At 71.0% G+C, this 16,566-nt stretch carries 12 protein-coding genes and 1 tRNA gene; 8 read left to right on the forward strand and 5 right to left on the reverse strand.

The genetic code is table 11. The annotated features are described in order from the left end of the window. The first annotated feature begins 46 nt into the window (after nucleotides 1-46). Complete coding sequence (locus tag ABD285_RS08680; protein WP_284252908.1) at nucleotides 47-1,393, forward strand: MFS transporter; 1,347 nt, start codon at nucleotides 47-49, stop codon at nucleotides 1,391-1,393. Between the two features lie 58 nt (nucleotides 1,394-1,451). Further along, a complete protein-coding gene (locus ABD285_RS08685) occupies nucleotides 1,452-1,877 on the forward strand; it encodes a hypothetical protein (protein WP_284252906.1) in 426 nt (141 codons plus the stop codon). A 22-nt stretch (nucleotides 1,878-1,899) separates the two neighbouring features. Here the strand turns inward: ABD285_RS08685 and ABD285_RS08690 are convergent, their stop codons facing one another. Next, the gene (locus ABD285_RS08690) at nucleotides 1,900-2,895 is read right to left on the reverse strand and encodes a phosphotransferase (RefSeq protein WP_284252904.1); all 996 of its coding nucleotides are present in this window, start codon (nucleotides 2,893-2,895) and stop codon (nucleotides 1,900-1,902) included. Between the two features lie 70 nt (nucleotides 2,896-2,965). On the opposite strand from ABD285_RS08690, the gene nudC reads away from it, so the two are divergent. Further along, nucleotides 2,966-3,916, forward strand: coding sequence for an NAD(+) diphosphatase (gene nudC / locus ABD285_RS08695; protein WP_344201978.1), 951 nt, complete (start codon nucleotides 2,966-2,968; stop codon nucleotides 3,914-3,916). Further along, nucleotides 3,910-5,661, forward strand: coding sequence for an ATP-dependent helicase (locus ABD285_RS08700; protein WP_344201981.1), 1,752 nt, complete (start codon nucleotides 3,910-3,912; stop codon nucleotides 5,659-5,661). Before nudC ends, ABD285_RS08700 begins: the two co-directional genes overlap by 7 nt. Before the next feature lie 727 nt (nucleotides 5,662-6,388). Here the strand turns inward: ABD285_RS08700 and ABD285_RS08705 are convergent. Then, nucleotides 6,389-7,729, reverse strand: a complete 1,341-nt coding sequence (locus ABD285_RS08705; RefSeq protein WP_284252899.1) for a zinc-dependent metalloprotease — start codon at nucleotides 7,727-7,729, stop codon at nucleotides 6,389-6,391. Between the two features lie 117 nt (nucleotides 7,730-7,846). Between ABD285_RS08705 and ABD285_RS08710 the strand changes: the two genes are divergently transcribed. The 4 genes from ABD285_RS08710 (at nucleotide 7,847) to ABD285_RS08725 (ending at nucleotide 14,097) form a co-directional block, all read left to right on the forward strand. Then, nucleotides 7,847-8,959 (forward strand): YlbL family protein, encoded by a 1,113-nt coding sequence (locus ABD285_RS08710; protein WP_344201984.1) that lies wholly within the window; start codon nucleotides 7,847-7,849, stop codon nucleotides 8,957-8,959. 36 nt (nucleotides 8,960-8,995) lie between these two features. Further along, complete coding sequence (locus ABD285_RS08715) at nucleotides 8,996-11,908, forward strand: UPF0182 family membrane protein (RefSeq protein ID WP_344201987.1); 2,913 nt, start codon at nucleotides 8,996-8,998, stop codon at nucleotides 11,906-11,908. 39 nt (nucleotides 11,909-11,947) lie between these two features. Further along, nucleotides 11,948-12,021 (forward strand) — tRNA-Met (locus ABD285_RS08720). Nucleotides 12,022-12,330: 309 nt separating this feature from the next. After that, nucleotides 12,331-14,097 carry a sensor histidine kinase gene (locus ABD285_RS08725; RefSeq protein ID WP_284252891.1) on the forward strand — a complete coding sequence of 589 codons (1,767 nt, stop codon included), beginning with the start codon at nucleotides 12,331-12,333 and terminating at the stop codon, nucleotides 14,095-14,097. Nucleotides 14,098-14,119: 22 nt separating this feature from the next. On the opposite strand, the gene ABD285_RS08730 is transcribed toward ABD285_RS08725, so the two are convergent. Genes ABD285_RS08730 through ABD285_RS08740 form a run of 3 tightly spaced genes read right to left on the reverse strand, consistent with a single transcriptional unit; the run spans nucleotide 14,120 to nucleotide 16,400 of the window. Further along, nucleotides 14,120-14,746 carry a 4-carboxy-4-hydroxy-2-oxoadipate aldolase/oxaloacetate decarboxylase gene (locus tag ABD285_RS08730; RefSeq protein ID WP_284252889.1) on the reverse strand — a complete coding sequence of 209 codons (627 nt, stop codon included), beginning with the start codon at nucleotides 14,744-14,746 and terminating at the stop codon, nucleotides 14,120-14,122. Further along, nucleotides 14,743-15,459 (reverse strand): PIG-L deacetylase family protein, encoded by a 717-nt coding sequence (locus tag ABD285_RS08735; RefSeq protein ID WP_284252887.1) that lies wholly within the window; start codon nucleotides 15,457-15,459, stop codon nucleotides 14,743-14,745. Before ABD285_RS08735 ends, ABD285_RS08730 begins: the two co-directional genes overlap by 4 nt. Next, complete coding sequence (locus tag ABD285_RS08740; RefSeq protein WP_344201992.1) at nucleotides 15,456-16,400, reverse strand: DUF6282 family protein; 945 nt, start codon at nucleotides 16,398-16,400, stop codon at nucleotides 15,456-15,458. Before ABD285_RS08740 ends, ABD285_RS08735 begins: the two co-directional genes overlap by 4 nt. Nucleotides 16,401-16,566 lie beyond the last annotated feature (166 nt).

The following is a 16,566-nucleotide window of genomic DNA, read 5'->3' on the forward strand; positions in this document are numbered from 1 at the left end:
CCATGATTCCGCATTCCAATGGATGCCGCGAGCCTAGCCTGGAGCGATGAGCACGGTGCCCGGCGTCGATCCCGCCACCGTCACCGCACCGATCCCCGTGCAGTCGGGGCCGCGCTCGTTCCGCGACACGTTCAGCGCGCTTCGCGAGCGCAACTACCGGCTGTATCTCATCGGCCAGTTCTTCGCGAACACCGGCGGCTGGATGAATCGCATCGCCATGGACTGGCTGGTGCTGCAGCTGACCCACAACGTCGGCCTCGTCGGCCTCACCGTGACGATCCAGTTCGCGCCCGCGCTGCTGCTGGGTCCCTGGGCGGGCGTGCTGGCCGACCGGCTGCCGCGCCGGCATGTGCTCAAGGTCACGATGGGCGTCTCGGTGGTGGTCAACGGCACCCTCGCGGCCCTCGTGCTCACGGACGCCGTGCAGGTCTGGGAGGTCTACCTCGGCGCCCTCATCGTGGGCATCGCGATGACGATCGACGGCCCGTCCCGCTCGGCGTTCGTGAGCGAGCTGGTCGGCACCCACCGGCTGCCGCAGGCGATCAGCATGAACGCCTCGATCTTCCACCTCGGCGGATTCCTCGGCCCCGCGATCAGCGGCGTGCTCATCGCGGCGGTCGGCTCCGGATGGTCGATCGCGATCTGCGCCGTCACCGCCACCGTGCCGATCGCGGCGCTGTTCCGGATGCGCACCCGTGACCTCACGATCGCGACCCCGCGACCGCGCGAGCGCGGGCAGATCCGGGAGGCCGTGCGCTACATCCGCAGCAAGCCCACGATCGTCTGGCCGATGGTGCTCGTCGTGTTCGTCGCGACGTTCGGCATGAACCTCCCGGTGCTGTTCACGGCATCCGCGGACCACGTCTGGCACACCGGGTCCGCGGGCTACGGCCTGTACACCTCGCTCGCCGCGGTCGGCGCGCTCAGCGGCGCCCTGCTCTCGGCCCGCCGCAAGTCGCTGCGGCTGCGCACCATCATCCCGCTCATCGTGCTCTACGGCGTCGTCACAGCGAGCGCCGGCAGCGCGCCCTGGTACGTGCTGTTCCTGCCGCTGCTGGTCGGCATCGGCATCTGCCGCATCCTGTTCATGACCGCCGGCGAGTCGCTGACCCAGCTCTCGACGAACCTGTCGATCCGCGGCCGCGTGATGTCGTTCTGGATCATGATCGGAACGGGCGGTCAGGCGATCGGCGGGACGCTCATGGGATGGATCGCGGAGCTCCTCGGCGCGCAGGTCGCGTTCGCGGTGGCCGGGCTCGTCCCCGCCGCCGCGGGGATCGTCGTCGCGATCATCCTCGCCCGGCGGCACCAGCTGTCGATCCGGGTCAATGTGCGCAATCCGCGGCGCCTCGTGCGGATCGTCTCGCGCGGTCAGGTCATCGTCGAGCACTGACCCCCGGAGCATCCCGCGGGAGTATGCGGCGTGCTCCCGTGCGGGATAGCGTCGGGGCATGGCTGACACTCAGACGGCTCCGGCCGGCATCCGGGTCTTCAACATGCTCGCGGGGCTGACGACGCTCGCGATCTTCCTGCAGGCGATCAGCGCGGGGCTGTTCATGTCGCTGCGCGAGGCGGGCAAGCCGTGGGTCACGGTGCACGCGATCGTCGCCTACATCGCGATCCTGCTCGCCGTCGTCACGGCGATCGTCGCGATCGTCGCGCTGCGCGCCTCGGCGAAGAGCCTCATGTGGGGAGCCATCGTGCTCGCGGTGCTGCTGGTCGTGCAGGTCGGGATGGGCCAGGCGATCGAGCAGGCGCGCGGTCTCGTCGCCGTGCACGTCCCGCTCGCGTTCATCGTGTTCGCGCTGACGATCTGGCTCTCGGTGCGCGGCGGCATCGTGCGCCGTCGCCTGACGGGCACCCCGACGCCGGCGTAGGCCGCGGACGACGCGCGCGGGATCAGCCGACGCGGCGGTTCTCGGTGCGGTCGAGAAGCTCGCGCACCTCGTCGAGGCCCAGGATCGGCGCGGTGTCCGGGCTGATCGGGTGGGAGGCGTCGGCGTGCACGTCGTCGACGAGGCGCGACATCATCTCGACCGCGTCGTCGACGATGTCGGTCGCCCGCACCTCGGTGCCGTGCAGCAGCCAGCGCGCGACCTCGAGCTCCGCGACCAGCGCCGCGCGCTGCCGGAGCCGGAGGTCCAGCGGACCGCGCGCGGCCGCGTAGGCGTCGAACGCCGCATCCACCGTGTCCTCGGCGGCCCCGACGAGCCATTGCAGGTCGAGGGCCGGATCTCCCACGCGCAGGCCGTGCCAGTCGATCACGCCGGTCACGGCGCCCTCGGCCGAGAGGAACGCGTCCGAGGCGAGCGATCCGTTGATCACGACGGGCGTGTACTGCCAGAGGCCGGCGTCGGTGCCCGCCTCGCGCCAGCGCTGCAGGAGAGCCGCCGGCACGAGGCCGGTCGCCCCGGCACGATCGATGAGAGCGAGGGCCGCGCGATGACCGTCGGCCGCGGAGTGCACGGGGAGGCCGGCATCCGTCACGACGCTCGTCGGCAGAGCGTGGATCGCGCCGATCGCGCGACCGATCGACGCCCCCAGTTCCGCGTCGAGCGACGCGAGCGGCACCTTCGTGCCGTAGACGAACTCCGACACCACGGCCCGGGTACCCGCGACGGGTGCCTGGCCGGCGAAGCTCGACACCGAGAACGGCAGCCGCGCACGCACGCCGGTGCTCAGAGCGCGCAGCGCCACCAGGTCCGCCGACTGCTCCGCCTCGGCACGCTCGCTGCGCGGCACGCGCACGATCCAGTGCCGCCCGTCGCGCCCGGTGAGCAGGGCGGCGTCGAAGTCGCCGCCTCCGCTCGAGCCGAATCCCTGCACGCCGACGACGTCGAGACCGGCCACGGCCGAGGTCGCCAGCGCGGCTAGAGTGAGAGCGGATCTGGCCATGGGGTCAGGGTAGGTCCGGTCCTCGCCCGACCGGCGGACGCCACGCCCCAGCTCGAGAGTCCGGAGTGTCGTGCCCCCTGCATCCGAGCCGTCGTCGTTCGCAGCGCACCTGCCGCTGTCCCGCGCCACGATCGACCGTGACCACCTCTCGCGCACGTTCGGGGTGGAGGCGCTGCTGGCCGAACCGGAAGCGCGCGCCATCGTGCTCCGCTCGGGGGAGGCCCTGCTCGCCGGACCGGCCGAGATCGCGCTCCTGCCGGGCACCGAGGTGCCGCCGCATGCCCTCGCGCTCTACCTCGGGCGCGCGGTCGACGACTCGCCCGGCCTTCCGGCCGGGGCGCCGGTGCTGGCGGTGGTGCTCGACGAGGACGCGGTCGAGGACCCCGGCGACCAGCGCCACTGGGGCAACCTGCGCGAGCTCGGAGCCCGTCTCTCCGATCGCGATGCCGGGCTGTTCACCGAGGCGCTCGGCCTGGCGAACTGGCACCGCTCCTACGGCTTCTCACCGCGCACCGGCAACGCCAGCATCCCGGATGCGGGCGGCTGGACCCGGCGCGATGTCGAGACGGGCACCGAGATCTTCCCGCGCACGGACGCCGCCGTCATCATGGGCATCACCGATCACGACGACCGGATCCTGCTCGGCTCGAATGCGATGTGGAAGTCGAACCGCTTCTCGGTGCTCGCGGGGTTCGTCGAACCGGGGGAGTCACTGGAGGCCGCGGTGATCCGCGAGGTGCACGAGGAGTCGGGCCTGCGCGTCGTCGACCCGGTGTATCTCGGCAGCCAGCCGTGGCCGTTCCCGGCGTCGCTCATGGTCGGCTTCCGCGCCCGGCTCGCGCCCGGGGAGAGCCCGGAGCCACAGGCCGACGGCGAGGAGATCCTCGAGTTGCGCTGGTTCACCCGCGACGAGCTCACCGCCTCGCTCGGTGAGATCGGCCTGCCCGGACGCACCTCGATCGCACGCGCGATCCTCGAGGACTGGTACGGCGGCCCGATCGACGACGGCGTCGAGTGGTAGCTGCTTTCGGCTCCAGCGCGCTCGCCGGCCTCGACGACGAGCAGCGAGCGGCCGCGGAGACGCTGCTGGGGCCGGTCTGCATCCTCGCGGGCGCCGGCACGGGCAAGACCAGGGCGCTCACGCACCGCATCGCACACGGCGTCGAGTCCGGCGCCTACGACCCCGCGCGCGTCATGGCGCTGACCTTCACCACGCGCGCCGCGGGGGAGCTGCGCACCCGGCTGCGCCAGCTCGGAGCGGGAGCGGTGAACGCGCGGACCTTCCATTCGGCCGCGCTCGCGCAGCTCTCGCACTTCTGGCCGCAGGCGGTGGGCGGGCAGCTGCCGCGCATCCTGGAGTCGAAGGGCCGGGTGCTCGGGCAGGCCGCGGAGCAGTTGCGACTGCGGGTCGACACCGCCGCCCTGCGCGACGCGGCCGCGGAGATCGAGTGGCGCAAGGTCTCCCGGATGCCGTTGGAGGCCTACGCGCGCGCCGCCGAGTCGCGCTCGCTGCCGGCCACCCTTCCCGCGGACCGGATGACGGCCCTGCACGAGCGCTACGAGCGCCTCAAGGACGAGGGACGCCGGATCGACTTCGAGGACGTGCTGCTCGCCACCGCCGGGATGCTCGAGTCGGAGCCGTGGATCGCCGAGCAGGTGCGCGAGCAGTACCGCGTGTTCGTCGTCGACGAGTATCAAGACGTGTCGCCGCTGCAGCAGCAGCTGCTCGAGCAGTGGCTCGGCACCCGGCGGGAGCTGTGCGTGGTCGGCGACGCGAACCAGACGATCTACTCGTTCACGGGCGCGACGAGCGAGTACCTGCTGCAATTCGCCTCGCGGTGGGACGGCGCCCGCATCGTGCGGCTCGAGCGCAACTACCGCTCGGCGCCGCCGATCCTCTCGCTCGCGAACCGCTTGATGCGCGGCCGTCCGGGCGCGCTGGAGCTCATCCCCGCGACCCAGTTGCCAAAACCGGCCAGTGCGCGCCCGGGCGCACTGGCCGATTTCGGCAACTCGACCGCGTACGACACCGACGGGGAGGAGGCGCGCGCGGTCGCGGCCGCGATCGCCGCCGAGATCGCGGGCGGCACGCGCCCCGAGCGCATCGCGGTGCTGTACCGGGTCAACGCGCAGGCGGCGCTGTTCCAGGCCGCGCTCGCCGACGCCGGCGTCGGCGCCCGCCAGCAGGGCGCCGTCAAGTTCTTCGACCTGCCCGACGTCAAGCTCGCCATCGTGGCGCTCGCGCAGCTGGCCCGCGACACGAAGGCCCCCGCCGTGCCGCTGTTCCAGTCGGTGAGCGACGTCGTGCGCGACCTCGGCTGGACCTCCCAGCGGCCCGAGGGCGGGGGTGCGACCCAGGAGAAATGGGAGGCCCTCAACGCGATCGTGGAGCTCGCCGACCAGGCCGCCGACGGCGCCACGCTCGCGCAGTTCGCGCAGGAGCTGCAGCATCGGCAGGCGGCGCAGCACGAGCCGACGATCGCCGCCGTCACCCTCTCGACCCTGCACGGCTCGAAGGGCCTCGAGTGGGACTCCGTACACCTGGTCGGACTGAGCGAGGGGCTGCTGCCGATCAGCCACGCGAACGGCCTCGCCGCGATCGACGAGGAGCGACGGCTGCTCTACGTCGGCATCACGCGGGCACGTCGACGTCTCGCGCTGAGCTGGTCGCGGGAGGGACTGCGCGGTCGTCCGCGCGAGCCCAGTCGGTTCCTGGCGGAGCTGCGCACGAGCACTCGGGATGCCGCTCCCACCGCGCGAGGCTGACCGCACCGTCGCGGGGGTCGAGCTCCCAACTGGTGCCGGGCTCGCCCTTCCCGGCGTCGAGGTGCCGGGCGACGAAGGCCGCGGCCTCCGCGATCGCGGTGCGGGTCAGCGCCGGGGCGGGCCGGCCGTGCAGTTGGGTCGCGATCGCCGGCCAGGCCGGGTCGGCATCCCGCCGGGCGAGCCCGACGCAGTGCACGCAGGCGGTCCGGCCGGGCACGACGAGCGGGCCCACCGTGATGCGGTCGCCGACGACTACCGGCAGGTGGGGCACGTCGCGTCGAAGCCACGGGCCGTGCTCCGACGGGGCGAGCACCCACGCCGCGACGAGCAGCACGAGGTCGGGTTGGTCGGACCAGCCGAGCTGGCGCACGAGCTCCTGGGCGAGGTCGCCCTCGCCGTAGACCGCCACCCGGGGCGCCGGTGCGCGCGGCATCTCGAGTGCGGGCGCGATGCGGTCGAGCAGCCGGTCGGCGTCGGCGCCGGCCGCCCGGGCCATCATCGCGAACCCGGTCTCGGAGATGCCGGCCTCGAGCGCGGCGAGCAGCCTCTCGTGCGCGGGCGTCACGTCGTCGAGCACCGCCAGCGGCCGGGTCGCCCCGAGCTGGATGCCGGTCGGCGACCGCCAGACGAGCGGCACGCCCGCCGCGAGCTTGAGCACCATGCGGCGAGGATGCCGCAGCACGGCCGGACGCCGCCGAGACGATCCACACCCGCCGGCCGGACCGGGCTACTCCTCGTGCGGCCGGTCGCCGGTCGTGTCGTCGAGCAGATCCTCGATCGCCTTGTCGATCGCGTCCGGCTCGGGCGCGCCGCCGGTGAGCCGGGCGACGAGCGCCGCGGGGTCGTCGATGTCGGCGTCGGTCGGGATGACGTCGGGGTGCGCCCAGAGCGCGTCGCGTCCCTCGGCGCCCACGGCATCCGACACCGCCTGCCACATCGCGGCCGCCTCACGCAGCCGGCGGGGCCGCAGCTCGAGACCGACGAGCGTCGCGAACGCCGACTCGGCAGGGCCCCCGGCCGCCCGGCGTCGGCGCACCATCTCGGCGATCGCGCCGTTGCGCGGCAGCCGCGCCGTCGCCGCCTGCGTGACCACGTCGACCCAGCCCTCGATGAGCGCGAGCATCGTCTCGAGCCGGCCGAGCGCGATCCTCTGCTCCTCGGTCTTCTCGGGGATGAACGCGCCGCTCGACACCGCGGCACGCAGCTCCTCCGGGTTCTGCGGGTCGAAGTTCTCGGCGAGCTCCGCGATCCGGTCGGTGTCGATGTGGATGCCGCGGGCGAAGTCGGTGATCTGGGTCAGCAGCGCGAGCCGCAGCCACCGCGCGTGCCGGAACAGCCGCGCATGCGCGAGCTCGCGCACCGCGAGGTAGAGCCGCACCTCGGAGATGTCGACGTCGAGCCCCGCACCGAACGCGTCGACGTTCTGCGGCACGAGCGCGGCCTGACGCTGTTCGCCGTCCAGCAGCGGGATGCCGACGTCGCCGCCCGAGACGACCTCGCCCGACAGCTGTCCCACCACCTGTCCGAGCTGCATCGCGAAGAGCGTGCCGCCGATGTTGCGCATGACCTGCCCGGCGTCGCCGAGCATGCCGGCCATCTCCTCGGGCGCCTGATCGCGCAGCACACCGGTCAGGGCGTCCGCGATCGAGTGCGCGACCGGCTCGGCGAGCTGGGTCCACACCGGCATGGTCGCCTCGGCCCAGCCGGCGCGGGTGAGCAGCGCCGGTTCGGTCGTCAGCTGCGCGATCGCCGTGATCTCGTCGAGCCAGAGCGCGGCGACGTGCAGCGCCTGCTCGAAACCCGATACCTCGGCGGGCGTCGAGGTCACGGCGGAGCGCTGGGCGAGACCGCGCGCCTGCTCGAGAGCGAGGCCCCAGTTGATGCCCTCGCCGCTGTTCTGCAGTGCCGACTGCAGCTGGCCGATGAGCCGCTGCACCATCTCGGGATCGTTCGGCAGGCCGGCGGCACTCGCGAGCTTGGCCGGGTCGAGCTCTCCGTTGCCGGACAGGAACTCGCGCAGCATGTCGCGGAAGTCGTCCTCCGACGGCCCCTCGTCGTCAGCAGCCATGGGGCGCCTCCTCAGCCATGCGATCCACGCTAGCCCGCACGCAGCGGGCGGCACCGGTGGTTCGCCTATGCTGATGCCTCGCCGCCCTGCGCCCACAGCGAACACATCGAGAACGACATGACCGACCCCGCCGAACACGACGCCGCTGTGCGCACGCGCCGTCGGCCGTCGCCCGGGACGGTCGGCTGGATCCTGCTCGTCCTCGGGGTCGTCGGCACGGTGGCGCTCGGGCTCACGCCGTCGTCGTACGTCGTCGAGCGGCCCGGGCCGGTGTACGACGTGCTGGGTGCGGTCGGTACGGGGGCGGCCGCCAGACCGCTCATCGGCATCCCGTCGGGGCAGAGGACGTATCCCACGTCGGGCTCGCTCGACATGCTCACGGTGTACGTCGACGGCAGCCCGCAGACTCCGGTCAACTGGGTCTCGATCGCGGCGTCGTGGTTCGATCCCACCCGCTCGGTCGTCCCGATGAACGAGGTCTACGCGCCGGGGGTGACCGACAAGCAGGCCGACCAGCAGGACAAGGTCGAGATGTCGAGCTCGCAGCAGGACGCGACCGCGGCGGCCTTCACGGCTCTGGGCGTGCGGTACACCACCACGATCGTGGTCGGCCAGGTCGTTCCCGGCACCCCCTCCGAGGGCGTGCTGAAGGCGGGCGACGACGTCGTCTCGGTCGCCGGCCAGCCCGTGACGGGTCTGACCCAGCTGCAGAAGGCCATCCGGGCGCACGGCACGACGACGCCGCTCGCGGTCGGCATCCGGCGCGACGGCGCGACGCGCGAGGTGCAGATCACTCCCGAGGTCAACTCCCAGAGCGGGAAGCCGGCCATCGGCATCCTGACCGGGGTCCGGTACGTGTTCCCGTACACCGTGCGCTTCCAGCTCTCCGACGTCGGCGGTCCCAGCGCCGGCATGATGCTGGCGCTCGGGATCTACGACAAGCTCACGCCGGGCAAGCTGACCGGCGGCGCGCACATCGCCGGCACGGGGGAGATCACGGCCGACGGCACGGTGGGCATCATCGGCGGCATCCGGCAGAAGATGTACGGCGCGCGGGATGCCGGCGCCGACTGGTTCCTGGCCCCCGCCGGCAACTGCGACGAGGTCGTCGGCCACGTGCCGTCGGGCCTGCGGGTCCTGAAGGTCTCGACCCTGCACCAGGCGCTCGACGACGTGAAGGCGATCGCGGCCCACGACGCCGGCTCCCTGCCCACCTGCACCGCGAAGTAGGCGGGTCTCCAGGGTCGCCCCCCTAAACTCGACCGGGTGACCTCCACGACGGCGTCGGCCGCCCGCCCCCCGCGCAACCGGACCCGCGCGGTCGTCGCCATCTCGGCCGTCGTCATCGCCGTGGTCGTGATCGCGTTCTTCGCGTTCTCGAGCCTGTACGCCGACGTGCTGTGGTACCAGCAGCTCGGGTACCTCAACGTGCTCACGACCCAGTGGACCGCCACGATCCTGATGTTCATCGTGGGCTTCCTCGCGATGGGGATCGGCGTCGGCGTCAGCATCGTCGTCGCGTTCCGCATGCGGCCGATGTACACCAAGCTCAGCTCGCAGCTCGACCGCTACCAGCAGGTGATCGCACCGCTGCGACGGGTGGCGATGATCGGCATCCCGGCCGTGCTCGGCATCTTCATGGGCGTGTCGACCGCGACGCGGTGGCCGGCGGTGCTCGAGTACTTCAACCGCACCCCGTTCGGCACCAAGGACCCGCAGTTCGGGCTGGATTCGTCGTTCTACGTGTTCGAGCTCCCCTTCTGGCACGGCGTGCTCGGCTACGCGTCGACCGTGATCCTCGTCGCCGGGCTCGCGGCGCTCGCGACCACGTATCTGTACGGCGGCATCCGAGTCAGCGGGCGCGAGGTGCGGGTCGCACGGGCCGCACGGGTGCAGCTCGCCATCACCGCGTTCGTCTACCTCGCCGTGCAGGCGATCAGCATCTGGCTCGACCAGTACTCGACGGTCACCGACACGATCACGTTCGGACCGGACGCGCCCACGATCAACGGTGCCGACTACACCGACGTGAACGCCACCATCCCGGGGCGGGTGATCCTCGCCGGGATCGCGGCCGTGGTCGCCGTGCTGTGCCTCATCACGGCGTTCATCGGCCGCTGGCGGCTGCCGCTGGTCGGGACCGCCCTGCTCATCGTCTCGGCGATCGTCATCGGGGCGATCTACCCGGCGATCATCCAGAACCTGCAGGTCAACCCGAGCCCGATCAAGTATGAGTCCCAATACATCCGCGACAACATCTCCGCCACCCGGCTCGCGTACGGCGTCGACGACGTCAAGACCAAGACCTACGACGCGACGACGGATGTCAAGGCCGGCCAGCTGCGCTCCGACGCCGAGACGACCGCCAGCATCCGGATCCTCGACCCGTCGCTCATCACCAAGACGTTCGCCCAGCTGCAGCAGATCCGGCAGTACTACCAGTTCGAGAAGGACCTCGACGTCGACCGCTACACGATCGATGGCAAGAAGCAGGACACCGTGATCGCGGTGCGCGAGCTCGACCAGAAGAACCAGAGCTCGTCGACCTGGTACAACGACACCCTCGTCTACACGCACGGGTACGGTGTCGTCGCCGCGGCCGGTAACAAGCGGACGGCGAACGGGCAGCCGGTGTTCCTGCAGAAGGGCATCCCGTCCAAGGGCGACCTCGACCTCATGCAGCCACGTGTCTACTTCGGCGAGCAGTCGCCCCAGTACTCGATCGTCGGGTCGAAGGACGACGGCAAGTCGATCGAGTTCGACTACCCGTCGGGCAGCGGCGGTGCCGACTCCAGCGACGGCACGAACACGACGTACTCGGCCAACGGCGGGCCCAAGCTCGACAACTTCGTGAAGCGGCTCGCGTACGCGGTCAAGTTCGGCTCGACCGACATCCTGTTCTCCAGCTCGGTGCAGAACCAGTCGCAGATCCTGTACGACCGCTCGCCCAAGAAGCGCGTCAGCAAGGTCGCGCCCTACCTCACGCTCGACAGCGACCCGTACCCGGCGGTCGTCAACGGCCGGATCGTCTGGATCGTCGACGGCTACACGACGAGCAACGACTACCCGTACTCGACGTCGCACTCGCTGTCGGACATGATCGCCGACTCCAAGACGTCGACGAACTCGCTCGCCGTCGACGACGTGAACTACATCCGCAACTCCGTCAAGGCGACCGTCGACGCGTACACCGGCAAGGTGACGCTGTATGCGTGGGACCCGAACGATCCGGTGCTGAAGACGTGGCAGAAGGTCTTCCCGTCGACGGTGAAGTCGAAGAAGGACATGTCGACCGCCCTGCTCGCGCACGTGCGCTACCCCGAGGACCTGTTCAAGGCGCAGCGCCAGATCCTCGAGACGTACCACGTCACCAACTCGACGACGTTCTACGCGAGCAACGACGCGTGGGCGACGCCGGATGATCCGGTGAACCCGTCCGGCTCCACGTCGCTGCAGCCGCCCTACTACCTGACGATGCAGATCCCGGGTCAGAAGTCGTCGGCGTTCAGTCTGTACTCGACCTACATCCCGAAGACCCAGTCGGCCGAGAGCCGCAGCGTGCTGACCGGTTATCTCGTCGCCGACTCCGATCCGGGGCCGAATTACGGCAAGCTGACCCTCCTCACCCTGCCCAAGGGGAGCAGTGTGCCCGGCCCGAGCCGGGTGCAGAACACCTTCGACTCCGATACGGACGTCTCGCAGGCCCTCAACCTGCTGCGACAGGGGCAGTCGAAGGTCGTGAGCGGCAACCTGCTGACCGTGCCGGTCGGCGGCGGCCTGCTCTACGTGGAGCCCGTGTACGTGCAGTCCAGTCTCGGCTCGAGCTATCCGGTGCTGCGCAAGATCCTCGTGGCGTTCGGCGACAAGATCGCGTTCGAGGACACGCTGGACAAGGCGCTCGACACGCTGTTCGGAGGCGACTCCGGCGCGGCTGCGGGCGACTCGAGCGCGGGTGGCTCGAGCGGATCGGGTGGGACCGGCGGTTCGACGACTCCGCCCGGCACCGGGGGGACGGTGGTCGACAACCCCGCCCTGCAGAAGGCGCTCGACGCGTACCAGACCGACCTCAAGGCGCGCACCGACGCCTACGCCAAGGGCGACCTCGTGGCCGCGGCGGAGGCGGACCAGCGGATGCAGCAGGACGTGAAGGACGCGATCGCCGCCACCCAGGGCAAGTGAGCGTGCCCCCTGAGCACCTGCTAGGCTTGACCCTCGTAGCGCGGGGTGGAGCAGTTCGGTAGCTCGCTGGGCTCATAACCCAGAGGTCGCAGGTTCAAATCCTGTCCCCGCAACTGAAGAAGAAGGCCCCGGTCGAACGACCGGGGCCTTCTTCCTGTGCGGGAGAAGTCAGGCGGGCCCACGCTGGCGGGGCCCGAGGAGCAGGTCCGCAACCGCCGCCGCTAACACGGCGCCGTCCGACGGCGCAGCCCCTGTTGTGGGTATTGGCCACGACACCGTCTCCGCGTAGCGTCGGAGCAGGTTCGCGGGGGACCGAACCGCGTCGCTGTGCAGGACGGGTCGCGGACAGCCGGACACGACAGCTGCTGGAGATTTTCGTGACAGGGGGCGGGGCGACGAGGTCGGCGACGACCGCGGGGAGCATGCGGACGCTCGCACCGATCGAGACGTTCCTCTCGTTCCGCCGACGATTCGCGCCGGTCACGAGACTGGATCGTGCCATCCGCATCGCGATCCTGCTGACCATCGCGGCGAACCTCGTCTATCTCGCCGCGCTCGCCCTGCCCGGCGATCCCGCCCCCGATGTCATCGACACCTGGATGTCGGACATCGCCGAGGGCATCCCGGTCGCCGCCTTCTGGCTGGTCGCGGTGCGGACGAGGTTCGTGCGCGCGGAGGTCGTGCTCGCGACGGCGGCCGTCACCTTCAACTTCGGGGCCGACGTCTACTACGGTCTGGCAGCCGATGCCGACGGTTATCTGGCATCCCCCTCGCCGGCCGATGTCGGCTACCTGCTCTATTACCCGCTGATGGGAGCCGCGTTCGTCGTCACGGTGCTGCGCCAGTCGCGCAAGGCGGGCCGTGCCGTCGTGCTCGACGTGGCGCTCGCCGTGCTGGGCGTGGCATCCGTGCTGACGGTGATCCTCGGACCCGTTCTGGGCGACGCGATCGGCGGCAAGAACGCGCTCGGCGACGTCATCGGCGCCCTGTATCCGCTGTTCGACCTCGTGCTCGTGGCGATGATCGTCGGCGTGGCCGCCTCACCGGTCCTCCGCGTCGGGCCACGGGCGCCGTTCCTGGTCATCGGGCTGCTGCTCTTCGCGGGAGCCGACATCTGGTACGCGCTCATGGACCGGACAGGGGCGTACACCGCGGGAACGCCGCTGGACATCGCCTGGACCGCAGGGGTGGCCTTCAGCGCCGTGTGGGTCGTCGACATCGGTCGCGCCCCGACGGTCGTGCCACCGCTCACCCGGCGCGGCGGCTTCCTGCCCCTCCCCGCGTTCGCGGTCGTCGCCGGCCTGGCGGTGCTCCTGCACGCGACGCAGGCCGAGGTGCCGCTGCTGGCCCTGATCCTGGCCGGGCTCACGGTCGGTCTGGCGGCGATCCCGGTCATGTTCCGACAGGCCAACCTGGCTCGCACGTTGCGCCTGCGGGAGGAGGTCGTCGACCGCCTGGTGGAGCTGGACAAGGCGAAGAGCGACATGATCGCGACGGTGAACCACGAGATGCGCACGCCGCTGACATCGATCTCGGGATACCTCGAGCTCGTGCTCGACGGCGACGGGGGCGAGCTTCCTCCCGCCGCGACCGAGATGCTCCGTGTCGCGGAGGGCAGCGCGAACCGTCTGCACGTGCTTCTGGAGGACATGCTGCTGCTCACCCGTCTGGAGGCGGCGAGTGCGCACCGCGAGGCGCCCGCGGTCCGGATGGACGAGATCGTCCGCCGGGCCGTCGAGTCGGTGCGCCCCCTCGCGGCGTCGCGCCAGGTGCGGATCGACATCGAGAGCGACCGGCCGGTCACCGTCCCCGGCGACGCGAGCCAGCTCGAGCGCGCGATCGGCAACCTTCTCGACAACGCGATCAAGTTCACCCCGGCATCCGGATCGGTCAGGGTCGTCGTCGACCCCGCGGCACGGGTGAACGGTGGCCCCGCTGTCGCCGTCTCGGTGGTCGACACCGGCATGGGAATCCCCGCGGACGACCTGCCGTCGCTGTTCGACCGCTTCTTCCGTGCATCCAACGCCCGGGAGGCCGCCGTCCAGGGCAGCGGGCTCGGACTGCCCATCGTGCGCGGCATCGTCCAGGCGCACGGCGGCGTGGTGTCGGCCGAGTCCGCGCTCGGCGAGGGGACCACCCTGCGGATCACCCTGCCGGCGTCCCCGCACCCGGTCGCACCCGCCGACTGACCGACGGTCGGGCGAGCTGGCGTCAGCCGACGGCCGCGTCGTCCTCTCGCATGCCGTAGATGTCGTAGCTGAGCTCACCGGCTTGCAGACGCCGACGCAGGGCGCTCTCGCGCTCCATCCGTGCGCGCGAGGCCTCCGCGACCTCGTCGGCACGCTCGATCGGCACGACGACGGCGCCGTCTCGATCGAGGATCACCAGGTCGCCCGGGCGCACGACCGCGCCGCCGACCTCGATCTGCACGTCGATCGCGCCACGCGCGGTCTTCGTCGCTCCGGTGGATCGCACCCATCGCGACCACACCGGCAGCCCGAGCTCGCGGAGCTCGTCGATGTCGCGCGCCGCGGCATCGACGAGCACGGCGGCAGCGCCGTGCACCTTCGCCTGGGTCGCGAGCAGCTCCCCGATGACGCCGACGGGCTGCGGCTCCGGCATGGAGATGACGAGGACGTCGCCCGGCTGGAGGGATGCCATGGCCTCGTGCACCGCGCGGTTGTCGCCTTGACCGCACCGCGCGATGCGCGCCGGGCCGGCGGCACGGGTTCCGGGGATCACCTGGACCAGCTCGACGTCGACGAGGCCGGTGCGACCTGCCGCCTCGTACACGGTCGAGACCCCGTACTGCGCCAGTTCGTCGGTCAGGGCGGTCATAGCGCGCTCACCACGTTCGGGATGATGCGCTGGAACGCCTCCGCCTGCCTGATCTCCGGGCGTCCGGTGACCTTGCGCGCGTGATTCGCGCGATGACCCGCCCGTTCCGTGTAGTACGAGCGGAGGTACTGCTGGGCCCCCATGGCCTCCATCGCCTCGAGCTTGCGGTCCATGACCGGTGTGATGTCGACGAACACCGTCGGGACGAAGCCGCAGAGATCGGGTTGGTGGGGCTCGAACACGAGGAACTCGGAGGGCGGTGCGGTGCGGAACCCGGCCGAGACGACGGCGCCGGAGGTGAGCAGGCGCGCCTGCTGGGTCGCGGTGTAGGCGACGGGATGATCCGGGTTGAACGGATCCTTGTCGGGATGGGTCAGCACGACGTCGGGCGCGAAGTCGCGCATCAGCTCGGCGAGGCGATCGACGGCGGCATCATCGACGTGGAGCGGATAGTCGCCGAGGTCCATCGCCTCGAAGGACGCGCCGAGCGCCGTGGCCGCGGTCTCGGCCTCGGCGTGCCGCACGCGCTTGACGTTCTCCTCCGTCTGGCCCGGCTGCTTCCACAGTTCGCCGGACTCGCCCCGCTCGCCGTAGGAGAGCGACACGATCCGGGCCTCCCCTCCGTCTCGCGTGTGCAGGGCGATGGCGCCCGCCGCCCGCCAGACGAAGTCGGCACTGTGCGCGCTGACGACGAGCATCCTCCGCCCGCTCATCGGACCGCTCCGACCGGCGCGGTGGAGGGTGTCATCAACCTGACGCTGTTGGTCACGGCCATGGTGTGCACGTCGTCCTCCGAGATGCCCCGTGCGATGAGGTCATCCGCCATCAAGGCGAGGCCGTCTTCGACGGGGGGATTCGTCGGCTGCCCCAGGTCGCTCGAGAGGATCGAGTGCTCGGCGCCGACGGCGACGATGTGCTCGATCATCTCGTCCCACGGGATCTTGCCGGTCGCGGGTGTCGTGTAGCAGCGCTCCATGAGAGCGCCATGAGCCGCCAGCTCGAGCTGCTGCTCGACGGCGAGCCGCTGCGACGGGAACTCCGGATGCGTGACGATGATCCGCCGGACGCCCGCGGCGGCGGCCGCCGGCACGAGCGTCATGATCTCGGATGCCGAGAGATGCCCGGTGGCGAGGGTCAGGTCGTGCTTGGCGATGAGGGTGAGCACGTCGTGTGCCGCCGGCAGGAGGTCGCCCCGATCGTCGACCACCAGCACCGGGTCGGGGTCGATGCCCTCTGCCTTGAGCTCCTCCATCAGGGCCAGCCACATCGGCGGCTTGGCGCCGGCGGGGATCTCCCCGACCGTCGCGCGCTGGTTGACGCTGTCCATGGTCGGGAACCACACGATCCGGGCGCCGCTTCGCGCGGCGATCTCGACCGCGACCGGATTGAGGCCGCCGACCGGAACGTTGAGGCAGAGCGCGCCGAGGGCGTCGACGCCGGGGACCGCGCGACGCACGACGGCGGCGCGCTCGCCCGTCTGCACGTAGTGCGATTTGAGGACGAAGCCCTTCATGCCCACCGCAAGGAAGCGGTAGGCCAGGGTGAGGTCGTCGATGACGCGGGGAACGACGTCCGGAGCGACGTGGACGTGCGTGTCGTAGGCGCCGGCCACGATCTCGCGGGCCCGAGCCGACGGCGTGGGGTGGGTTTCCATATGTCCTCCATCGCCACGTCGGTTCACCCAACGTGGATCACTTCGGTCGCATGATTATGAACATTTTTGCGCGCAATCTGCAAGCATGAGCCGGAATCACCGACGATCAACGCCGGTACGCCGATTGACACGAGCAAGATGGCCGCTAGATTGGTCACAATCCTAT

This window comes from Pseudolysinimonas kribbensis, assembly GCF_039531715.1.
Classification (GTDB): Bacteria; Actinomycetota; Actinomycetes; order Actinomycetales; family Microbacteriaceae; genus Pseudolysinimonas; species Pseudolysinimonas kribbensis.

Excerpts from the sequence above, each read along its gene's own strand:
- ABD285_RS08685 (WP_284252906.1), top strand. The coding sequence starts at position 1,452 with ATGGCTGACACTCAGACGGCTCCGGCCGGCATCCGGGTCTTCAACATG.
- ABD285_RS08730 (WP_284252889.1), bottom strand. The coding sequence starts at position 14,746 with ATGACCGCCCTGACCGACGAACTGGCGCAGTACGGGGTCTCGACCGTG.
- ABD285_RS08705 (WP_284252899.1), bottom strand. The coding sequence starts at position 7,729 with ATGGCTGCTGACGACGAGGGGCCGTCGGAGGACGACTTCCGCGACATG.
- ABD285_RS08735 (WP_284252887.1), bottom strand. The coding sequence starts at position 15,459 with ATGAGCGGGCGGAGGATGCTCGTCGTCAGCGCGCACAGTGCCGACTTC.
- ABD285_RS08725 (WP_284252891.1), top strand. The coding sequence starts at position 12,331 with ATGCGGACGCTCGCACCGATCGAGACGTTCCTCTCGTTCCGCCGACGA.
- ABD285_RS08680 (WP_284252908.1), top strand. The coding sequence starts at position 47 with ATGAGCACGGTGCCCGGCGTCGATCCCGCCACCGTCACCGCACCGATC.
- ABD285_RS08740 (WP_344201992.1), bottom strand. The coding sequence starts at position 16,400 with ATGGAAACCCACCCCACGCCGTCGGCTCGGGCCCGCGAGATCGTGGCC.
- ABD285_RS08690 (WP_284252904.1), bottom strand. The coding sequence starts at position 2,895 with ATGGCCAGATCCGCTCTCACTCTAGCCGCGCTGGCGACCTCGGCCGTG.
- ABD285_RS08710 (WP_344201984.1), top strand. The coding sequence starts at position 7,847 with ATGACCGACCCCGCCGAACACGACGCCGCTGTGCGCACGCGCCGTCGG.